Origin of the sequence: Cronobacter sp. HA18006, assembly GCF_011605445.1 — a bacterium.
In the GTDB taxonomy this organism is placed as follows: Bacteria; Pseudomonadota; Gammaproteobacteria; order Enterobacterales; family Enterobacteriaceae; genus Cronobacter; species Cronobacter sakazakii.
Genome location: NZ_JAANQB010000020.1, coordinates 422,388 through 442,925, shown reverse-complemented (window position 1 = coordinate 442,925; position 20,538 = coordinate 422,388). Strand labels below are relative to the sequence as shown.

At 59.4% G+C, this 20,538-nt stretch carries 19 protein-coding genes; 13 read left to right on the top strand and 6 right to left on the bottom strand.

Annotation, left to right across the window (positions count from 1 at the left end; translation table 11 throughout):
- Positions 1 to 20 precede the first annotated feature (20 nt).
- Both G9X48_RS11150 and G9X48_RS11145 read left to right on the top strand, forming a co-directional pair.
- A complete protein-coding gene (locus G9X48_RS11150) occupies positions 21 to 2,747 on the top strand; it encodes a DUF2339 domain-containing protein (RefSeq protein ID WP_097640794.1) in 2,727 nt (908 codons plus the stop codon).
- A complete protein-coding gene (locus tag G9X48_RS11145; RefSeq protein WP_097640793.1) occupies positions 2,744 to 4,114 on the top strand; it encodes a DUF3999 family protein in 1,371 nt (456 codons plus the stop codon). Before G9X48_RS11150 ends, G9X48_RS11145 begins: the two co-directional genes overlap by 4 nt.
- On the opposite strand, the gene acpH is transcribed toward G9X48_RS11145, so the two are convergent.
- On the bottom strand, positions 4,115 to 4,696 hold the full coding sequence (gene acpH, locus G9X48_RS11140; protein WP_097640792.1) for an ACP phosphodiesterase: 582 nt from the start codon (positions 4,694 to 4,696) through the stop codon (positions 4,115 to 4,117).
- Positions 4,697 to 4,797: 101 nt separating this feature from the next.
- Here acpH and queA point away from each other — a divergent pair, with 101 nt between their 5' ends.
- From queA to secF, 5 genes are all read left to right on the top strand, one after another.
- Entirely contained in the window at positions 4,798 to 5,868 is a 1,071-nt protein-coding gene (gene queA, locus G9X48_RS11135) for a tRNA preQ1(34) S-adenosylmethionine ribosyltransferase-isomerase QueA (RefSeq protein ID WP_097640791.1), read from the top strand.
- Between the two features lie 111 nt (positions 5,869 to 5,979).
- On the top strand, positions 5,980 to 7,107 hold the full coding sequence (tgt, locus tag G9X48_RS11130; protein ID WP_004387763.1) for a tRNA guanosine(34) transglycosylase Tgt: 1,128 nt from the start codon (positions 5,980 to 5,982) through the stop codon (positions 7,105 to 7,107).
- Between the two features lie 21 nt (positions 7,108 to 7,128).
- A complete protein-coding gene (yajC, locus tag G9X48_RS11125) occupies positions 7,129 to 7,461 on the top strand; it encodes a preprotein translocase subunit YajC (protein ID WP_004387762.1) in 333 nt (110 codons plus the stop codon).
- A 27-nt stretch (positions 7,462 to 7,488) separates the two neighbouring features.
- Positions 7,489 to 9,336, top strand: a complete 1,848-nt coding sequence (gene secD / locus G9X48_RS11120) for a protein translocase subunit SecD (protein WP_004387761.1) — start codon at positions 7,489 to 7,491, stop codon at positions 9,334 to 9,336.
- 10 nt (positions 9,337 to 9,346) lie between these two features.
- Positions 9,347 to 10,318, top strand: a complete 972-nt coding sequence (gene secF, locus G9X48_RS11115) for a protein translocase subunit SecF (protein ID WP_088275777.1) — start codon at positions 9,347 to 9,349, stop codon at positions 10,316 to 10,318.
- A gap of 192 nt (positions 10,319 to 10,510) precedes the next feature.
- Here the strand turns inward: secF and G9X48_RS11110 are convergent, their stop codons facing one another.
- Complete coding sequence (locus tag G9X48_RS11110; RefSeq protein WP_012125503.1) at positions 10,511 to 11,389, bottom strand: nucleoside-specific channel-forming protein Tsx; 879 nt, start codon at positions 11,387 to 11,389, stop codon at positions 10,511 to 10,513.
- A 340-nt stretch (positions 11,390 to 11,729) separates the two neighbouring features.
- The gene (locus tag G9X48_RS11105; protein WP_007865183.1) at positions 11,730 to 12,290 is read right to left on the bottom strand and encodes a DUF3251 domain-containing protein; all 561 of its coding nucleotides are present in this window, start codon (positions 12,288 to 12,290) and stop codon (positions 11,730 to 11,732) included.
- 154 nt (positions 12,291 to 12,444) lie between these two features.
- Between G9X48_RS11105 and nrdR the strand changes: the two genes are divergently transcribed.
- The 6 genes from nrdR (at position 12,445) to pgpA (ending at position 16,664) form a co-directional block, all read left to right on the top strand.
- Entirely contained in the window at positions 12,445 to 12,894 is a 450-nt protein-coding gene (nrdR, locus tag G9X48_RS11100; RefSeq protein WP_004387756.1) for a transcriptional regulator NrdR, read from the top strand.
- Positions 12,895 to 12,897: 3 nt separating this feature from the next.
- Positions 12,898 to 14,001 (top strand): bifunctional diaminohydroxyphosphoribosylaminopyrimidine deaminase/5-amino-6-(5-phosphoribosylamino)uracil reductase RibD, encoded by a 1,104-nt coding sequence (ribD, locus tag G9X48_RS11095; RefSeq protein ID WP_097640790.1) that lies wholly within the window; start codon positions 12,898 to 12,900, stop codon positions 13,999 to 14,001.
- 88 nt (positions 14,002 to 14,089) lie between these two features.
- On the top strand, positions 14,090 to 14,560 hold the full coding sequence (gene ribE / locus G9X48_RS11090) for a 6,7-dimethyl-8-ribityllumazine synthase (RefSeq protein ID WP_004387754.1): 471 nt from the start codon (positions 14,090 to 14,092) through the stop codon (positions 14,558 to 14,560).
- Between the two features lie 21 nt (positions 14,561 to 14,581).
- Positions 14,582 to 15,001, top strand: a complete 420-nt coding sequence (gene nusB, locus G9X48_RS11085; RefSeq protein ID WP_004387753.1) for a transcription antitermination factor NusB — start codon at positions 14,582 to 14,584, stop codon at positions 14,999 to 15,001.
- 186 nt (positions 15,002 to 15,187) lie between these two features.
- Complete coding sequence (gene thiL, locus G9X48_RS11080) at positions 15,188 to 16,168, top strand: thiamine-phosphate kinase (protein ID WP_032989266.1); 981 nt, start codon at positions 15,188 to 15,190, stop codon at positions 16,166 to 16,168.
- Complete coding sequence (gene pgpA, locus G9X48_RS11075; protein WP_004387751.1) at positions 16,143 to 16,664, top strand: phosphatidylglycerophosphatase A; 522 nt, start codon at positions 16,143 to 16,145, stop codon at positions 16,662 to 16,664. The genes thiL and pgpA overlap by 26 nt, the downstream gene beginning before the upstream one ends.
- Before the next feature lie 41 nt (positions 16,665 to 16,705).
- Here pgpA and G9X48_RS11070 read toward each other — a convergent pair whose 3' ends face one another.
- The 3 genes from G9X48_RS11070 to ispA all read right to left on the bottom strand — a co-directional run bounded on the left by G9X48_RS11070 (position 16,706) and on the right by ispA (position 20,538).
- Positions 16,706 to 17,680, bottom strand: a complete 975-nt coding sequence (locus G9X48_RS11070; RefSeq protein WP_032989171.1) for an aldo/keto reductase — start codon at positions 17,678 to 17,680, stop codon at positions 16,706 to 16,708.
- A gap of 69 nt (positions 17,681 to 17,749) precedes the next feature.
- The gene (gene dxs, locus G9X48_RS11065; protein WP_012125497.1) at positions 17,750 to 19,612 is read right to left on the bottom strand and encodes a 1-deoxy-D-xylulose-5-phosphate synthase; all 1,863 of its coding nucleotides are present in this window, start codon (positions 19,610 to 19,612) and stop codon (positions 17,750 to 17,752) included.
- Between the two features lie 26 nt (positions 19,613 to 19,638).
- Positions 19,639 to 20,538: a (2E,6E)-farnesyl diphosphate synthase gene (gene ispA / locus G9X48_RS11060; protein WP_004387748.1), complete on the bottom strand. Its 900-nt coding sequence runs from the start codon at positions 20,536 to 20,538 to the stop codon at positions 19,639 to 19,641.

Below are 20,538 nucleotides of genomic sequence, written 5' to 3'. Positions count from 1 at the left end.
TGCCGCAGGGTCTGAAATCAATGGATGAGATTTTTGTATTTGCTGCTCTGATTGCGCTCTTCTGCGTGGTTGTGGTGCCGGTGATAGCCATCATGGCGCTAAAACGCAGCGCGCGTAACGAAACCGAACTTCATCGCCTGCGTAATCGCATAGAGACGCTGGAAGCGCGGCTTGCCGCGGCGTCTGCGCCGCCGGGTGTGGAAACCGCGCCAGTGGCAACGCCTGCGCCGGAGCCTGCGCCCGTGTTTGTCGCGCCAGAACCTGAACCGGTGCCTGAAACCGCGGCAGCGCCGGAGCCTGAACCGCAGCCGCCTGCGGACGCGCCGCCGGTCTGGTCGCAGGCGGTGCGCAACGCGGCGAAAGCGCCTGCATCCGTCGCCACGCCGCGCCGCGAGGAACCCGCGCCGGAACCACGCCATGCCGCGACGTCAGGCGGGCTTATCACCAGCCTGACGCGCTGGTTTATGCAGGGCAACCCGCTCGCCAAAATCGGTGTCATTCTTCTCTTTTTAGGGATTTCCTTCCTGCTGCGCTACAGCGTTGAGCGCGATCTGCTGCCGCTTGAGCTGCGCGTGGCGGGCGCGGGCGTCGCCGCGCTGGTGCTGCTGGCGTTCGGCTGGCGGCTGCGCCACAAAACGCCGGTCTATGCGCTCATCCTTCAGGGCGGCGCGGTGGGCGCGCTCTATATCACGATTTTCGGCGCGTTCCGGCTCTGGCAGATGCTGCCGATGCCGCTCGCCTTCGGCCTGATGCTGGTGGTGTGCGCCGCGAGCGTCGCGCTGGCCGTGCTGCAACGGGCGTTAAGCCTCGCGATGCTGGCGAGTCTCGGCGGCTATCTCGCGCCGCTGCTGCTCTCAACTGGCGGCGGCAATCACATCGCGCTTTTCTCGTTCTATCTGCTGTTGTCGGTGGGCATCGCCGCCGTCAGCGTCTGGCAGCACTGGCGCGAGCTTAATCTGCTTGGCCTGCTGTTTACCTTTGGCGTGGCGGGCCTGTGGGGCATCAACGGCTATCAGCCGGACGAGTGGCTCAGCTGCCAGCTCTTTCTCATCGCCAATGTTCTGCTCTTCGGCGTGGTCTGCGTGGCGCTGTCGCTGCGCGCGCAGGGGCGCAAGAAAATCGTCGACGGCGTGATGCTGTTTGCGCCGCCGCTGGTCGGCTTTGGGATGCAGTATGCGATTACCCGCCACTGGACGTATGGCCCGGCGTTTTCGGCGCTCGGCTTCGGGCTGGTCTATTTGCTGCTCGCGCGCGCCGCGCTGCGTCACTATCCGCAGGAGGGGCGGATACTGGCGCTGGGCGGGCTGGCGCTCGGCGGTACGTTTGTCACGCTCGCTATTCCGCTGGCGCTGTCGGCCCGCTGGACGGCGCTTGCCTGGGCGCTGGAAGGGCTGGGGCTGCTGTGGTTTGGCATGCAGCAGACGCAGCGTCGGATGAGCTACAGCGGCAGCGCGCTGCTGACGCTTGCGGCGGCCAGCGCTGTTTACGCATGGGTTGATGGTATTACGCTGCTTAACGCGGCGTTTATCAGCGCGGTGCTGGCGCTCTGTTGGCTGGCGGGCGGCTGGCTGTGGCGAGAACCGCAGCGGCAGGTGAGCCGGGCGCATCTTGGCGCGGGCATCGCCTTCTGGCTGGTGGCGCTGCTGCAGACTGCCCGCTGGGCGTTTACGGATATCTCCACCGGGCTTGCCCTGGCGCTTGCGCTGCTGACGCTCTCCGCCTTGCTGTGGCGCGCCGCATCGCGCAAAGCGGCGTGGCCGGAGCTCGCTTACGCCGTCTGGCTGCTGTGGCCGGGCATGGCGCTGATGCTGGCTTGTCACATCGTTATTGACGGTGCGCTGGTGCTGGCGGGCTGGCACAGCCTCGTCTGGTGTCTGGCGCTGCCGTGCGCGCTCTGGCTGCTGCGCCGTGATGCCAGCGCGTTGCCGGTTCGCCTTCAGCAGGCGCTGCATCTGTCGCTGTTCTGGATGCTGCTCCTTGCCGCTGGCGCGGAAACCTGGTGGTTTACCGACAGCCTGCCGTGGGGCAGCGAGGCGTGGCAGACCGGCATTATCCTCGCCGTCAGCGCCGCTATTGTGTTGCTGGTGAACGGCGCGATCCGGCGCGGCCTGTGGCCGTGCGCGCAGTGGCCTGCGCTTTACAGCGGGCCGGGGCTGTTGCCGGTCGCGCCCGTACTGGTGTTCTTACTGCTTGCGGGCAACCTGATGAGGGGCGTAACAATCGACTGGCCATACCTGCCGCTGATCAACCCGCTTGAGCTTGGCGCAGGTTTCGCGCTGCTGGCGGTGCTGGGCTGGTGGCGGCGGCTTACGCGCTTCTGGTCGCCGCTGTTACAGCAGGCGCAGCCGTGGGCGCCGCTCGTCTGGTATGCGCTGCTGTTCTGGTGGGGCAATGGGCTGGTGCTGCGTACGCTCGCGTGGATCGGGGATATTCCGTGGCAGTTCGACGCGCTGTGGGATTCTCGTCTGGTCCAGACCACATTTGCGCTGCTCTGGATGCTGCTGGCGCTGCTGGTGATGGTGAGCGCCACGCGTAAAGGCGCGCGTCAGGGCTGGTTCTGCGGCGCGGGCCTGCTCGGCGTGGTGATTGTGAAGCTGATGCTGGTGGACAGCGCAGGCGGCGGTGGTCTTGCGCGCGCCGTGGCGTTTATCGGCGTCGCGGTGCTGGTGCTGATTGTCGGTTATTTCTCACCGCTGCCGCCGAAAGCGGCGCGGCCAGTTAACGCCCGTCAGGGAGAGGCAGAATGAAACAGTTATGGGTGGCCCTTGTCTGGGCGTTTGCCGCAACGTGCGCGGCCAGTGACGACACTTCTCGCGCCGAGCGTCCGCAGGATTATGCGCGCGGTGTGGAACTTGCGGTGGAAGGGCAGTCGCCGTGGTATCGACTGCCGCTGCCGGAGGCCGTCTATTCGCAGAGCGCCTGGCCGGATCTGCGCGATATTCGCGTGTTTAATGCGCAGGGCGCAAGCCTGCCTTTTGCGCTCGACACCACCACGCCGCCCGCGCCTGCGCCGCAACGCGCGCCGCTGACGGTCTACAGGCTTGACGCACAGCCGGTTAAAACCAGCGAAGAAGAGCAGCGCACGGTGCTGTTAACCTCGCCGTCCGGCGTGCAGATCCGCATGGAAAACGCGCCGGTAGAGCAACTGAGCGCCAGCTGGCTGATCCCGCTTGGCGAGAACAACGGCGAGCGCGCACTGACACAGCTGCAACTGGCGTGGCCACAACAGGTTAACGGCTGGCAGGCGCGCGTGGACGTGCTCGCGAGCGAGACGATGCGTGACTGGCAGCCGATCATCGCGGATGCGCCGCTGCTGGATTTAGCCTCCGGCAATCAGCGGCTGTTGCAGAACACGGTGGATTTCAGCGGTGCGCCGTCGCTCTTTGGCGCGAAATACCTGCTGGTAGTGGTGAAAAACGCCAGCGCGCCGATTGATTTTACCTCGGCTACCGGGCTGTGGCAGGCACCGCACGTACAGCCTCGGCGCGTCACGCTTGCCGCGCATGGCGAGAAAGAAAACGATAACACCGCCGTCTATCGCTGGGCGCGGCCACAGCCATTCGATGCCCTGACGCTGCGCCCGCAGCTTGAGAACGCCGTTGTGCCGGTGGAGATTGACTATCGCAGCGCGGATAACATGGCGTGGCAGCCGCTCGCCCGCACGGTTATTTATCGCCTGCCGGAGAGCCCGGCGGTGACGCTGCCGCTGCACGGCGAGCTGATTTCCGCGCTCCGCGTGCGGGCGGTGAACCAGCGCTTTGGCGACACTTTCCCGGAAGTGACCGGCGAGCGCGACGAAAAAACGCTGGTGTTTAATGCCCAGGGCAGCGGTCCGTTCCTGCTCGCCTGGGGCAATGGAGCCGCTAAAACGCAGGCGCTGGAGCTACAAACGCTGGTGCCGGGCTCTCACGATCCGGAGATGCTGCCTTACGCGCAGGCGGTAAAAGCGGTGACGCTCGGCGGCGACGCGCGGCTGACGGCCAAAGATGCCAGCGCGCAGCGCAACGCGTTCTATACCTGGATTATCTGGGCTGTGCTGTTGGCGGGCGCCGCCGGGCTGCTGCTGCTCGCCTGGCGGCTGTGGCGCGAGATTCGCGGCGAAAAAGCGGCGTAATCAGAGCGTTTGCTCGCGCGCCATCGCCATCATGCGCGGATAAAAGCGCCAGAACTGGCGCTCCAGCGCGGCGTAATGGGTATTGAGATCGTCCCAGGAGTCGCGCAGGGCCGCGAGTTTCGGCCGTCGGGTCGCCATGCCGTTAAGCACGCGGGCGATGTAGTCCATTTCGCGGTAGCGCTCCATCCAGCGCTCGCGCCAGAGGTAGTTGTTAAGGTTCACAAAGCGCTCCGGCGCGTCGGGCAGCGTCGGTAAAATCTGGGCGTGCGCGTGCGCGATAAATTCCGCAAGCGGGATCTCCGGTGAGATTTGCGGCCAGTGGCGCGAGAGAAAGTGATCCCACATGACATCCAGCGTGACCGGTGCCACGCGGCGGGTTTCCGGGCGGAACCACTCGCGCGCCTCGCGCACTTCCGGCAGGTTATCGGTCAGCACATCCACGCGCCGGTGCATGTAAATTCCCGCCACGACATCCGCCGGGTAGAGCTCATCCGGTTTGCCGCGCACGAAGTCCGCCATCAGATTGCCGGGCAGCGAACTTTGCGCCAGATGCGCCAGATGCAGATGGGCAAGAAAATTCATAACGATCCTTTCCTTAAAGAGAGATAAAGCGGCTTATCAGTTGCAGGGAGCGCGCCCCGGCACTAGACTAGCCGCCTGTTTTTTAAGTCAGAGTTCCAGCCATGCGTTTGACCGATTTCTCCTTTGAATTACCCGAATCCCTGATAGCTCACTATCCGCAAGCCCAGCGTAGCGCCTGTCGCCTGCTGTCGCTCGACGGGCCGACGGGAGATCTCACGCACGGCACTTTCACTGATTTGCTCGATAAGCTCAACCCCGGCGATCTGCTGGTGTTTAACAATACCCGCGTGATCCCGGCGCGCCTCTTTGGCCGCAAGGCGAGCGGCGGCAAAATTGAAGTTCTGGTAGAGCGTATGCTCGACGATCATCGCGTGCTGGCCCATATCCGCGCCTCTAAAGCGCCGAAGCCGGGCGCGGAACTTCTGCTGGGCGATGATGAAAGCGTAAACGCCACGATGACCGCGCGCCACGACGCGCTGTTCGAAGTGCAGTTTAATGACGCGCGCCCGGTGCTGGATATTCTGAACAGCATCGGCCATATGCCGCTGCCGCCTTACATTGAGCGCCCGGATGAAGAGGCTGACCGCGAGCTTTATCAGACCGTTTACAGCCAGAAACCGGGCGCTGTCGCGGCACCGACCGCAGGCCTGCATTTTGATGAGCCGCTGCTTGAGCGCCTGCGCGCGAAAGGCATTGAGATGGCGTTTGTCACGCTGCACGTCGGCGCGGGGACGTTCCAGCCGGTACGCGTTGAGAGCATCGAAGATCACGTGATGCACTCTGAATACGCCGAAGTGCCGCAGGAGGTGGTCGACGCGGTGCTGGCCGCGAAAGCGCGCGGTAATAAAGTCGTCGCCGTGGGCACGACATCGGTACGATCGCTTGAGAGCGCCGCGCAGGCAGCGCAAGACGCGCTTATCGCGCCGTTTTTCGGCGATACCCAGATCTTTATCTATCCGGGCTATCAGTACAAAGTGATCGACGCGCTGGTGACCAACTTCCACCTGCCGGAATCGACGCTAATCATGCTGGTGTCTGCGTTCGCGGGCTATAAGCACACCATGAACGCCTACCGCAAAGCGGTAAAAGCGGAGTATCGCTTTTTTAGTTACGGTGATGCGATGTATATCACGTACAATCCGCAGGCCATTAACGAGCGTCCGGGCGAATAACCGGGCGCTTGCCGCTTTTTTCTCTCTCCTTAACGGGAGAGGGCCGGGGTGAGGGGCGCCCTCACTCTGTAACATTAATCATCAGACTGTCTCTCTGATGTGGAGAAAAACGTGAAATTCGAACTTGATACGACCGATGGCCGCGCGCGCCGCGGCCGCCTGGTATTTGATCGCGGCGTCGTGGAAACCCCGGCGTTTATGCCCGTGGGCACCTACGGCACCGTCAAAGGCATGACGCCGGAAGAAGTGGAAGCCACCGGCGCGCAGATTATCCTCGGCAATACCTTTCACCTCTGGCTGCGTCCAGGCCAGGAGATCATGAAACTGCACGGCGACCTGCACGATTTTATGCAGTGGAAAGGCCCGATCCTGACCGATTCCGGCGGCTTCCAGGTCTTTAGCCTGGGCGATATTCGCAAAATTACCGAGCAGGGCGTGCATTTCCGCAACCCGATCAACGGCGATCCTATCTTCCTCGACCCGGAAAAATCGATGGAGATCCAGTTCGATCTCGGTTCTGACATCGTGATGATCTTCGATGAGTGCACGCCGTACCCGGCAGACTGGGATTATGCGAAGCGCTCTATGGAGATGTCTCTGCGCTGGGCGAAACGCAGCCGCGACCGCTTTGACAGCCTCGGCAACAAAAACGCGCTGTTCGGCATTATTCAGGGCAGCGTTTACGAAGATTTACGCGATATCTCCGTGAAAGGTCTGGTAGAGATAGGCTTTGATGGCTACGCTGTCGGCGGCCTGGCTGTCGGTGAGCCGAAGGAAGATATGCACCGCATTCTTGAGCATGTCTGCCCGCAGATCCCGGCGGACAAGCCGCGCTACCTGATGGGGGTGGGCAAGCCGGAAGATCTGGTCGAAGGCGTGCGTCGCGGCATCGATATGTTCGACTGTGTCATGCCGACGCGCAACGCGCGTAACGGCCATCTTTTCGTCACCGAAGGCGTAGTGAAAATCCGCAACGCGAAGTACAAAAGCGATACGGGGCCGCTGGATCCTGAGTGTGATTGCTATACCTGTCGCAATTATTCACGCGCCTACTTGCATCATCTTGACCGTTGCAACGAAATACTGGGCGCGCGGCTCAATACCATTCATAACCTTCGCCACTATCAGCGCTTAATGGCTGGTTTACGCAAGGCTATCGAAGAGGGTAAATTAGAGCACTTCGTCGCGGATTTCTACCAACGCCAGGGGCGGCCGGTGCCACCGTTGAACGTTGATTAATTTAATAATGAGGGAATTTGAATGAGCTTTTCTATTTCTGACGCGGTAGCCGCTGGCGGTGCGCCGGCGCAGGGCAGCCCGATGTCTCTGATCCTGATGCTGGTCGTGTTTGGTCTGATTTTCTATTTCATGATCCTGCGTCCGCAGCAGAAGCGTACCAAAGAGCATAAAAACCTGATGAACTCCATCGCTAAAGGGGATGAAGTGCTCACTAACGGTGGTCTGGTGGGTCGCGTGACCAAAGTAGCGGAAAACGGCTACATTGCTATCGCTCTGAACGACACCACCGAAGTGGTTATCAAGCGTGACTTCGTCGCAGCCGTCCTGCCGAAAGGCACCATGAAGGCGCTGTAATTCATTGTTTTCCCAAAGGGAACTGCCGTGTTAAACCGTTATCCTTTGTGGAAGTACCTCATGCTGGTCGCCGTGCTTATCGTCGGCCTGCTTTATGCACTTCCCAACCTGTATGGTGAGGATCCGGCTGTTCAAATCACTGGCGCGCGCGGCGTCGCCGCCAGTGAGCAAACGCTGATCCAGGTCCAGAATACGTTACAAAAAGAAAAAATTTCCGCGAAATCTGTGGCTCTGGAAGAGGGCGCAATTCTTGCGCGCTTTGACTCCACCGATACTCAGCTGCGCGCTCGTGAAGCGCTGATGAGCACGATGGGCGATCAATTCGTCGTCGCGCTTAACCTCGCGCCTGCCACCCCACGCTGGCTTACCGCTATTTCCGCCGAACCAATGAAACTGGGTCTCGACCTGCGCGGCGGCGTTCACTTCCTGATGGAAGTGGATATGGACACCGCGCTTGGCAAGCTCCAGGAACAGAATATGGACAGCCTGCGCAGCGATCTGCGCGAGAAAGGGCTGAGCTGGACGAACGTGCGTAAAGCCGATAACTACGGCGTGACGATTCAGTTCCGTGACAGCGATATCCGTGACGCCGCGGTCTCTTACCTGACGAGCCGCCACCGCGACATGGTTATCTCAAGCCAGGGCGATAACAGCCTGCGCGCGGTGATGTCTGATGAGCGTCTGCGCGAAGCGCGTGAATACGCTGTTCAGCAGAACATTAACATCCTGCGTAACCGCGTGAACCAGCTGGGCGTAGCCGAGCCGCTGGTGCAGCGTCAGGGCGCTGACCGCATCGTGGTTGAGCTGCCGGGTATTCAGGATACCGCTCGCGCGAAAGAAATCCTCGGCGCGACCGCGACGCTGGAATTCCGTCTGGTTAACAGCTCTGTTGACCGTTCTGCCGCCGCGGCAGGCCGTGTTCCAGGCGATTCTGAAGTGAAGATGACCCGTGAAGGCCAGCCGGTTGTGCTGTACAAACGCGTTATCCTGACCGGTGACCATATTACCGATTCCACCTCCGGCGTTGACCAGTACAACATGCCGCAGGTGAATATTTCGCTCGACAGTGCGGGCGGTAATATCATGTCCAATTTCACCAAAGACAACATCCATAAACCGATGGCGACGCTCTTTGTGGAATATAAGGACAGCGGTAAGAAAGACGCCAACGGCCGCAGCATCCTGGTAAAACAGGAAGAAGTGATCAACGTTGCGACGATTCAGGCGCGTCTGGGTCAGAACTTCGTGATTACCGGCATCGACAACCCGAACGAAGCGCGTCAGCTTTCGCTGCTGCTGCGTGCGGGCGCGCTGATTGCGCCGATTCAGATTGTGGAAGAGCGCACCATTGGCCCGACGCTGGGTATGCAGAACATCACTCAGGGTCTGGAAGCATGTCTGGCGGGCCTCGCGGTCTCCATTCTGTTCATGATTCTGTTCTATAAGAAGTTCGGTCTTATCGCCACCACGGCGCTGCTGGCAAACCTGGTGCTGATCGTCGGCATTATGTCGCTGCTGCCGGGCGCGACGCTCACCATGCCGGGTATCGCGGGGATTGTGTTAACCCTTGCGGTCGCGGTGGATGCGAACGTGCTGATAAACGAGCGTATTAAAGAAGAGCTCAGCAACGGCCGTTCGGTGCAGCAGGCGATTGACGAAGGTTACCGTGGGGCGTTCAGCTCGATTTTCGACGCCAACGTCACGACGCTGATTAAGGTCATCATCCTGTACGCAGTGGGGACCGGCGCGATTAAAGGGTTTGCTATCACGACCGGTATCGGCGTGGCGACCTCCATGTTCACCGCTATTGTCGGTACCCGTGCCATTGTGAACCTGTTGTACGGCGGCAAACGCATCAACAAGCTGTCTATCTGAGGAGTGCGTTGTGGCACAGGAATATACTGTTGAACAATTGAACCACGGCCGCAAAGTCTATGACTTTATGCGCTGGGACTACTGGGCCTTCGCCATTTCCGGCCTGCTGCTTGTCGCCTCTATCGTGGTGATGGGCGTACGCGGGTTTAACTGGGGTCTCGATTTTACCGGCGGTACGGTTATCGAGATTGGCCTGGAAAAACCGGCGGATCTGGATGTAATGCGCGAGTCGCTGGTAAAAGCGGGCTTTGAAGAGCCGCTGCTGCAGAACTTCGGCAGCAGCCGCGACATCATGGTTCGTATGCCGCCTGCCCAGGGGGAAACCGGCGGTCAGGCACTCGGCACCAAAGTGGTGAACGTCATTAACCAGGCCACTGGCCAGAACGCGGCGGTGAAGCGTATCGAGTTTGTCGGCCCGAGCGTAGGCGCTGACCTCGCTCAGGCGGGCGCGATGGCGCTGCTGGTCGCGCTGCTCTCCATTCTGGTTTACGTCGGGTTCCGCTTTGAGTGGCGTCTGGCAACTGGTGTGGTTATCGCGCTGGCGCACGACGTCATTATCACCATGGGCGTGCTGTCGCTGTTCCAGATTGAGATTGACCTGACCATCATCGCCTCGCTGATGTCAGTTATTGGTTACTCTCTCAACGACAGCATCGTGGTTTCTGACCGTATTCGTGAGAACTTCCGCAAGATCCGCCGCGGAACGCCTTACGAAATCTTTAACGTGTCGCTGACCCAGACGCTGCAAAGGACGTTAATCACATCCGGTACGACGCTTGTCGTGATCCTGATGCTTTATCTGTTCGGTGGCGCGATGCTGCAGGGCTTCTCGCTGACCATGCTTATCGGTGTCTCTATCGGTACGGCGTCGTCAATTTATGTCGCTTCCGCTCTGGCGCTGAAGCTTGGCATGAAGCGTGAACATCTGTTGCAGCAGAAGGTGGAAAAAGAGGGCGCGGATCAACCGTCTCTTCTGCCGTAATCGCGCAGCAGCGTTACACGTTAATAAAACCGTAGGTTCAGGCCTGCGGTTTTTTTTCGCCTTGATAAGGGATAAAGAGGGCAGAAGAGGCGGTGCGCGTACATCTGTGGCGTAACAGCAGGGCGCGATAATCAACGCCCATAAAAAAAGCCAGCAGAGGCTGGCTTTTTTACACGTTCACCGGGGTAAAGCTTAGAAGTTGTAACCTACCACCAGGTAACCACCCCAGCCCGTAGTGCGGGTGTTGTAGTTGGTGAAGGCTAACTGCGCATCATCGTTCCACTGACCGCCGTTGTGCCAGTAACGCGCGACCACGGAGTAGTGCCAGTGATCGTAATTCAGCGCCAGAATATGGCTGGAGGCGATGGAATCGTTAGTGCGGGATTTCACGCCATTGAGCGCATAACCGCTCTTATCGCCGAGGTCTGAACCCCAGTCAAAGTTGGTGAAACCGATATAGCTCAGGTTGCCGCCCCACAGCTGGGTGATCGGCACGAAGTATTTCACTTTAAAGCGGTAGCCATCCCATTCGTTCTGGTTTTCTGCACCGTAGTTCTGCCACTGGTATTTAGCGTACACGTTCAGGGAGAGGCTCATCGGCAGGCCGGTGTCGATATCGGTACCAAGACCCATATACCAGGTGCTCTGACGGCCAGAAGCGTTGCGGCCCATATCGTAGATATAGTTATTTGCGAAATACCACTCTTTGAACGGGCCAAACGCCAGGCTGGTGCCGGTCAGCTTATCGATAGAGAAGCGCGGTTCGATCTCCACAAACAGCGGGGAACCGTGGTTCCAGATCCCTTTGGCATCGGTGTTACCCCCGAAGAAGACCGGGGCATCAGCGTAGCCGTAGAAATCAAACCAGTCTTTTTTGGCGAACGCTTCATATTCCAGATAGGTATCGTTGCGGATGGTCGGTCCGAAGCGCGTGTGGTAGCTGCCCACCACGTTAACGCTCTGGTGCCACCAGTCGGAAACAAACTCACTATTGCTGGTTTCTGCCGCGCCGGCAGTAAAAGAGGTGGAGAGCGCCAGGGCTGCACCGGCAGCTAAAACAATTTTTTTCATAATAGAGCCACTGTTTTCAGGAAATCCCCATTTCTGGGTGGAGTAATGCTTTCGCGCAACGCGGATAATCCGCCGCCGCATAAATTGTGCTGCCTATTATAAGTATCCAGCCTCACAAAAATATGTGGCGTTTCACATTCTTGTCATGTACGTAATCGATTGCGTTCACGTTTGCGTACATCGGAACGCGGATTCTAGCGGCATAAGGGAACTAAGCCAACTCCTGTTACACCATTTTTGCGAAGCGGCAGGGATGAAATGAAGAATTTACGACGCGAGAAAAGCAAGAAAAGCGAGCGGCGCGAATGTAACAAACCCCGCGCCGCAGATGGTGAGGCTCTCAGGGCGTGACGACGGCGTCACCAGCGATAAGCGGCTGAATATCATGCACGCGGATAAAGCCCAGTTGTTCTGGCGTAATGCCGGTCAGCGTCAGGGGAATGGAAACATCACTCGGTGCCAGCGTGCTGGCGGGTGCGCTGAACGGCTGGTTCTGCACGTTCACTTCCTGATAATTTTCGGTGGTGCCCTGTAACTGGCCCCATTCGACGGTGCCGGTAAAGGCGGGCAGCGCCTCGCTGGATTCGCTCTGGATAAACAGCGTCGCCTGTGTGCCGTTTGCGCCCGCCGTGACGTTACGCAGCGACATTTTCAGCATACCGAGCTGGCTGCTTAAGCGAGCGGGCGTGTTGGAGCCCGGCAGCAGGTAAACGCCGCTTTTCGATTTCACATTCAGCGCGTTCTGTTGCGTGATTTTGACGGTCTCCTGCTTGAGCTTCGTCATCTCCTGATTGAGCGTGCTGACATTCTGGTGCATCTGGCGTACTTCGCTTTGCGGGGCGCAGGCGCTCAAAGCCAGCGCGCTGGCGACGATAGACCATTTCAGATAACGTGTTGTCATTGTTCGCTTTTCCTGAAAGAGTGGCGGTCTTTTTATGGTAGAGCGTAACGGCGCGTCCGGCATAGCGCCTTTGTCTCAAAAAGGTTGCGTCTTTGTAGTCCTGCCAGTTCAGGGTAAACTGTTGTTCAGTTAACTTTTTCAGTCAGGAAGCGCTATGCATTGCCCGTTCTGTTTCGCCGTTGACACTAAAGTGATCGATTCCCGCCTGGTGGGAGAGGGCTCCTCGGTGCGCCGCCGCCGCCAGTGCCTGGTGTGTAATGAACGTTTCACGACCTTTGAAGTCGCGGAACTGGTCATGCCGCGCGTGGTGAAAAGCAACGACGTGCGCGAGCCTTTTAATGAAGACAAACTGCGCAGCGGCATGCAGAAAGCGCTGGAAAAACGCCCGGTCAGCTCCGATGACGTGGAGATGGCCATCAACCATATCAAATCCCATCTGCGCGCGACCGGTGAGCGAGAAGTGCCGAGCAAACTTATCGGCAATCTGGTGATGGAGCAGCTTAAAAAGCTCGATAAAGTCGCCTATATCCGTTTTGCGTCGGTCTACCGCAGCTTTGAAGATATCCGCGAATTCGGCGAAGAGATCGCCCGCTTACAGGATTAACTGATGTCTGACGAATTTTACATGGCGCGCGCGCTTAAGCTCGCGGGCCAGGGACGTTTTACCACGCATCCGAATCCGCGTGTGGGCTGCGTGATTGTTAAAGAGGGCGTAATCGTCGGCGAAGGCTTTCATCTGCGCGCTGGCGGGCCGCACGCCGAAGTGCATGCGCTGCGTATGGCGGGCGACAAGGCGCGCGGTGCTACCGCGTATGTCACGCTTGAACCCTGTAGCCACCACGGACGCACGCCGCCATGCTGCGATGCGCTGATTAACGCGGGCGTCGCGCGCGTTGTCGCGGCGATGCAGGATCCGAACCCACAGGTGGCGGGCCGCGGTTTGTATCGTCTTCAGCAGGCGGGAATTGAGGTCAGCCACGGTTTGATGATGAGCGAGGCCGAAGCGCTCAATAAAGGCTTTCTCAAGCGCATGCGCACCGGTTTTCCGTTTATTCAGCTCAAGCTCGGCGCGTCGCTTGACGGCCGCACGGCGATGGCGAGCGGCGAAAGTCAGTGGATAACCTCGCCGCAGGCCCGCCGCGACGTGCAGCGTCTGCGCGCTGAAAGCCATGCTATCCTCACTACCAGCGCCACGGTGCTGGCCGACGATCCGTCAATGACCGTGCGCTGGGACGAACTCGGCGAAGAAACGCAGGCGGTTTATCCGCGTGAAAACCTGCGCCAGCCGCTGCGGATCGTGCTCGACCGGCAGAATCAGGTCACGCCCGCGCATAAGATTGTCAATCAGCCCGGCGAGACCTGGCTTGCCCGCGCCTGCCCGGACGACACCGTCTGGCCAGAGGGCGTGGAACAACTGCCGACGCCAGTGCACAACGGCAAGCTCGATCTGGTATTGCTGATGATGCAGCTTGGCAAACGCCAGGTGAACAGTCTGTGGGTTGAAGCGGGCCCGCAGCTCGCCGGTGCGCTCCTGCAGGCGGGGCTGGTGGATGAGCTGATTGTTTATATGGCGCCGAAACTGCTCGGCAGCGAGGCCCGCGGGCTATTTGCGCTGCGAGGACTTGAGCGGCTCGCCGACGCGCCGCGTCTGGAATTTCGCGATGCCGTTCAGGTCGGCCCCGATTTGCGCCTGCGCCTGACGCTCGCCTGACTGGCGGGATGTAAAACGTAAGCAGTGCGCGAAAGAGTATGATAAAATCCGCCCCCCTGCGGGGGCTACATAACCCTAAGGTAAGAGTATGAACATTATTGAAGCTACCGTTGCTGCCCCGGACGCTCGCGTCGCCATCGCCATTGCGCGTTTCAACAACTTCATCAACGACAGTCTGCTGGAAGGCGCTATCGACGCCCTGAAACGCATTGGTCAGGTAAAAGATGAAAATATCACCGTCGTGTGGGTGCCGGGCGCTTACGAGCTGCCGCTGGCGGCTCAGGCGCTGGCGAAAACCGCAAAATATGACGCGGTGATTGCGCTCGGTACGGTGATTCGCGGCGGCACCGCGCATTTCGAATATGTTGCCGGCGGTGCCAGCAACGGTCTGGCCCACGTGGCGCAGCACAGCGAAATCCCGGTAGCTTTTGGCGTACTCACCACTGAAAGTATTGAACAAGCCATCGAACGCGCTGGCACTAAAGCCGGGAACAAGGGCGCCGAAGCGGCGCTGACCGCGCTTGAAATGATTAATGTCCTGAAGGCTATCCAGGCCTGATTTTTTTGTAAGGGGAATTCCGTGAAACCTGCTGCTCGTCGCCGCGCCCGTGAGTGTGCCGTCCAGGCGCTTTACTCCTGGCAGTTGTCCCACAATGACATCGCCGATGTTGAATACCAGTTCCTGGCGGAACAGGATGTCAAAGATGTGGACGTGATGTATTTCCGCGAACTGCTCTCCGGGGTGGCGACCAACAGCGGCTATCTCGACGGCCTGATGAAGCCGTACCTGTCCCGTCAGCTCGAAGAGCTGGGCCAGGTGGAGAAAGCGGTGCTGCGCATCGCGCTGTTCGAACTCTCAAAACGTGATGATGTGCCGTACAAAGTGGCCATCAACGAAGCGATTGAGCTGGCGAAAGTCTTCGGTGCTGAAGACAGCCATAAGTTCGTCAACGGCGTGCTCGATAAAGCCGCGCCGCACATCCGCCCTAACAAAAAGTAATTTCCGCCTGCCATCGGCAGGCGAGACCTGACGCTCGTTTTCTTTTACCGTTCTGTGCTTAAGGCAGACGAAAAGCTGGCGATTGTCTACTATGGTCATCAATACGAAGAAACTGCGGTTCTTCTTCTGCTTTCTGAGGCCGGGATCCCGGCCTTTTCTTCTTCTTATCTGTTGAGGCGTAACCTTATGTCATGCGGTGAGTTTTCCCTGATTGCACGTTACTTCGATCGGGTCAGAAGCTCTCGTCTTGATGTCGAGACCGGCATTGGCGACGACTGCGCGCTATTGACCGTGCCGGAGAAGCAAACCCTGGCTATCAGCACCGACACGCTGGTGTCGGGTATTCACTTTTTACCGGATATCGATCCGCGCGATCTCGGCTATAAGGCGCTGGCGGTGAATGTCAGCGATCTGGCGGCGATGGGTGCCGATCCGGCGTGGCTGACGCTGGCGCTGACCCTGCCGGAGGTGAACGAGACCTGGCTTGAAGCGTTCAGCGACAGCCTTTTTGAACAGCTTAACTATTACGATATGCAGCTTATCGGCGGCGATACCACCCGCGGCCCGCTCTCCATGACGCTCGGCATTCACGGCTTTGTTCCCGCCGGACGGGCGCTGAAGCGCTCCGGCGCACGGCCTGGCGACTGGGTGTTTATCACCGGCACGCCGGGCGACAGCGCGGCCGGGCTCGCGATTTTGCAAAAGCGGCTTCACGTCGAAGATACCAGCGACGCAGGCTATCTGGTCAAACGCCATCTGCGCCCGACGCCGCGCGTGCTGCATGGTCAGGCACTGCGCGGGCTCGCCAGCGCCGCTATCGATCTCTCGGACGGGCTGATTTCCGATCTCGGGCATATCCTAAAGGCGAGCGACTGCGGCGCGCGCATTGAGCTTAACGATCTGCCTTACTCCGACGCGCTCTCCCGCCATGTTGATCCGGAGCAGGCGCTGCGCTGGGCGTTGTCGGGCGGTGAGGATTATGAACTCTGCTTTACGGTATCGGAGCTTAATCGCGGCGCGCTGGAGGTGGCGGTGAGCCATCTTGGCGTGCCCGTAACCTGCATCGGCCAGCTGACCACGGCGTCGGAAGGCATGGTATTTTTACGTGATGGCGCGCCGGTAACGCTCGACTGGAAAGGATATGACCACTTCGAAACGCACATTTAATAAGGATGTTGCTAAAAGCCGCTTAAATTTACGCAATCCGTGGCATCTGCTCGCCACCGGCTTTGGCAGCGGTTTAAGCCCGTGGGTACCGGGCACGATGGGGTCGCTTGCGGCGATCCCGTTCTGGTACCTGATGACTTTTTTACCCTGGCAGCTCTACTCGCTGGTGGTGATGTTTGGCATTAGTCTTGGCGTCTATCTCTGTCATCAGACCGCCAAAGATATGGGCGTACATGACCACGGCAGTATTGTCTGGGATGAGTTTATCGGCATGTGGATTACGCTGATGGCGCTGCCGACGAATGACTGGCAGTGGGTCGCTGCCGGGTTTGTGATTTTCCGTATTTTCGATATGTGGAAACCCTGGCCTATCCGCTGGTTTGACCGTAACGTTCACGGCGGTATGGGGATCATGGTGGATGATATCGTCGCGGGGATTATCTCGGCGGGGCTTCTCTACTGGATTGGGCATCACTGGCCCATCGGCCTGATTTAACGAAAACAGCCCTCTGCGACGAGGGCTGTTTTTTTACTGGCTTATTTAAAACCCACCACCGGGTGCGCTTTGTAAGGCGTCTCCAGCTCGGCCATCTCTTCACGGGTGAGCGTCACGTCAACCGCCTCAATCAGCTCCTGCAACTGCTCTTCGCGCGAGGCACCGATAATCGGTGCGACAACGCCGGGTTTGCTTAAAAGCCAGGCCAGCGCCACCTGGGCGCGGCTCACGCCTTTATCTTCAGCGATGAACGCCAGCCGTTCAGCGATTTTCGCATCGTTCTCTTCGGTTTCGCTGTAGAGCGTTTTGCCGAACTCATCGGAAACCAGACGTGCCGTGGTTTCGCCCCACGGGCGGGTCAGACGCCCGCGCGCCAGCGGGCTCCACGGAATTACGGCCACGCCCTCGCGATAGCAGAGCGGCAGCATCTCCTGTTCTTCTTCACGGTAAATCAGGTTGTAGTGGTTCTGCATGGTGACGAACGGCGCCCAGCCGTTCTCTTTTTGCAGCCGCAGCGCCTGTTCAAACTGGTGCGGGTGCATGGACGACGCGCCGATATAGCGCGCTTTACCGGCTTTCACCACTTCGTTCAGGGCTTCCAGCGTCTCTTCAATGGGCGTGTCGTAGTCCCAGCGATGGATTTGCAGCAGGTCGACATAGTCCATACCGAGGCGGCGCAGGCTGTCGTCAATCGAGCGCAGGATCAGCGGGCGGGAAAGCCCCTGCGGCAGGTCGCCGACCTGGTGATAAACTTTGGTGGCGACGACGACCTCTTCACGGCGCGCGAAATCGCGCAGCGCGCGGCCAACAATCTCTTCGCTGCTGCCGTCGGAGTAGCTGTTGGCGGTGTCGAAGAAGTTAATGCCGCCGTCAATGGCGTGTTTGATGATAAGGCGGCTGCTTTCTTCGGGGAGAGTCCAGGCGTGATTACCGCGGTCCGGCTCGCCAAAAGTCATACAGCCCAGGCACAGACGGGAAACCTGAAGGTCGGTTTTTCCTAATTGCTTGTATTGCATGGTTCCGCTCCTGCTTTAGGGTCACAAAGGTCACCGTTAAGCATAGCAGGAGCGGAAACAGAGCAGGGATCAGGCGAGCCAGTCCCGCACGCGTTGTTCGATGCCCGACGCGGTCAGGCCAATTTCGGCGCGCGCTTCGTCCTGCGTACCCTGTGGAATGAAGTGATCCGGCAGGCCAATATTCAGCACCGGCACCGGTTTGCGCTTCGCCATCAGCACTTCGTTTACGCCGCTACCGGCACCACCCATCACGGCGTTTTCTTCGATGGTGACCAGCGCCTCGTGACGCCCGGCGAGCTCCATAATCAGCGCTTCATCAAGCGGCTTCACAAAACGCATATCCACAAGCGTGGCGTTCAGCGCTTCAGCGGCCTGCGTGGCCTCCGGCAGCAGCGTACCAAAGTTGAGCAGCGCTACTTTTTCACCGTGGCGTTTCACCACGCCTTTGCCGATGGGGAGTTTCTGGAGCGGCTCCAGCGTCACGCCAAGCGCGTTGCCGCGCGGATAGCGAACGGCGCTCGGGCCGTCGTTGTAGTGATAGCCGGTAAACAGCATCTGGCGGCACTCGTTTTCATCGCTCGGGGTCATGATAACCATATCCGGGATGCAGCGCAGATAGGAGAGATCGAACGCGCCCTGGTGCGTCTGGCCGTCAGCGCCGACGATGCCTGCGCGATCGATAGCGAACAGCACCGGCAGCTTCTGGATAGCGACGTCGTGGATAACCTGGTCATACGCGCGTTGCAGGAACGTGGAGTAAATCGCAACGACCGGCTTATAGCCGCCAATCGCCAGCCCCGCCGCGAAGGTCACCGCATGCTGCTCGGCGATCGCCACGTCGAAGTATTGCGCCGGATATTTGCGGGAGAACTCCACCATGCCGGAGCCTTCGCGCATGGCGGGCGTGATAGCCATCAGCTTGTCGTCTTTGGCTGCGGTTTCGCACAGCCAGTCGCCGAAAATCTTCGAATAACTCGGCTGACCGCCGCTGCTTTTCGGCAGCGTGCCGCTTTCCGGATCGAATTTCGGTACGGCGTGGAAGGTGATCGGATCTTTTTCCGCTGGCTCATAACCACGGCCTTTTTTGGTCATGATGTGCAGGAACTGCGGGCCTTTCAGATCACGCATGTTTTTGAGCGTATTCACCAGCCCCAGCACGTCGTGGCCATCCACCGGGCCGATATAGTTAAAGCCCAGCTCTTCAAACAGTGTGCCCGGCACGACCATGCCTTTGATGTGCTCTTCGGTACGCTTGAGCAGCTCTTTGATGGGCGGAACGTTAGAGAACACGCGCTTGCCGCCTTCGCGAAGCGTCGAATAGAGCTTGCCGGAAAGCAGCTGCGCCAGGTGGTTATTAAGCGCGCCCACGTTCTCGGAAATCGACATCTCGTTGTCGTTCAGGATAACCAGCATATCCGGGCGAATATCGCCCGCGTGGTTCATCGCCTCAAACGCCATCCCTGCGGTGATAGCGCCATCGCCGATCACGCAGACGGTGCGGCGGTTTTTCTCTTCGCGCGCCGCGGCGACGGCGATGCCGATACCGGCGCTGATGGAGGTGGACGAATGGCCGACACTCAATACGTCATATTCGCTCTCGCCGCGCCACGGGAACGGGTGCAGGCCGCCTTTCTGGCGGATAGTGCCGATGCGGTCCCGGCGGCCAGTCAGGATTTTATGCGGATACGCCTGATGACCCACGTCCCAGATAAGCTGGTCGAACGGCGTGTTGTAGACGTAATGCAACGCCACGGTGAGTTCCACCGTGCCAAGCCCGGAGGCGAAGTGTCCGCTGGAGCGGCTTACGCTGTCGAGCAGGTAACGACGCAGCTCGTCGCACAGCTTCGGCAAACTCTCTTTTGGCAACAGGCGAAGCTCCGCAGTGGAGTCCACCAGCGCCAGGGTCGGGTATTTGGCAGTATCAAAACTCATCAGAGACTCATCGTGGTGTTATACGTTTATTTATCACGTTGGATTATGAAATTCGCTAACGCTTCCAGTGTCGCGGTATCCAGCGCTTGTGCTTTCAGCGGCGCCAGCGCCGCCAGGGCGTCATCGCACAGACTGCGCGCTTTCGCCTGGGCTTGCTCAAGACCCAGCAGGGCGGGGTAGGTGCTTTTGCCAAGTTGCTGATCGGCCCCCTGGCGTTTTCCAAGGGTTGCAGTATCGCCCACCACATCCAGAATGTCATCCTGTACCTGGAAGGCAAGGCCGATGCTGTCTGCATAGCTGTCGAGATAAACCAGCGCGTCGCGGCCTTTATCGCCCGCGCACAGCGCGCCCATTCGCACGGCGGCGCGAATAAGCGCGCCCGTTTTATGGCGATGAATACGCTCAAGCGCGTCGAGATCCACCTGCTGGCCTTCGGCTTCGAGATCGAGCGCCTGGCCGCCGCACATGCCTGCCACACCGCTGGCTTTCGCGAGCTCAGACACCATCGCGAGCCGGTCGCGCAGCGCCACGTTTTCCATCGGCGCGTCGCTTAAAATCGAAAACGCCAGCGTTTGCAGGGCGTCGCCCGCAAGAATAGCGCTCGCTTCGCCAAAGCGAATATGGCAGGTCGGCTGTCCGCGACGCAGATCGTCATCGTCCATGGCGGGCAGATCGTCATGCATCAGCGAATAGGCGTGAATACACTCAATCGCTGCCGCCGGGGCATCCAGCGCGGTCGGGTTAACCCCAAACATCTCGCCAGTGGCGTACACCAGAAACGGGCGCAGGCGTTTACCACCTAATAATGTGCCGTAGAGCATCGCCTCAACCAGTGGACTCTTCTGAAACGGCAGCTCGCCGATAAAGTGCTGTAACGCGCGATTGGCCCGCTCGGCCTGCGCCTGAAGCTGTTGACTGAAATCCAT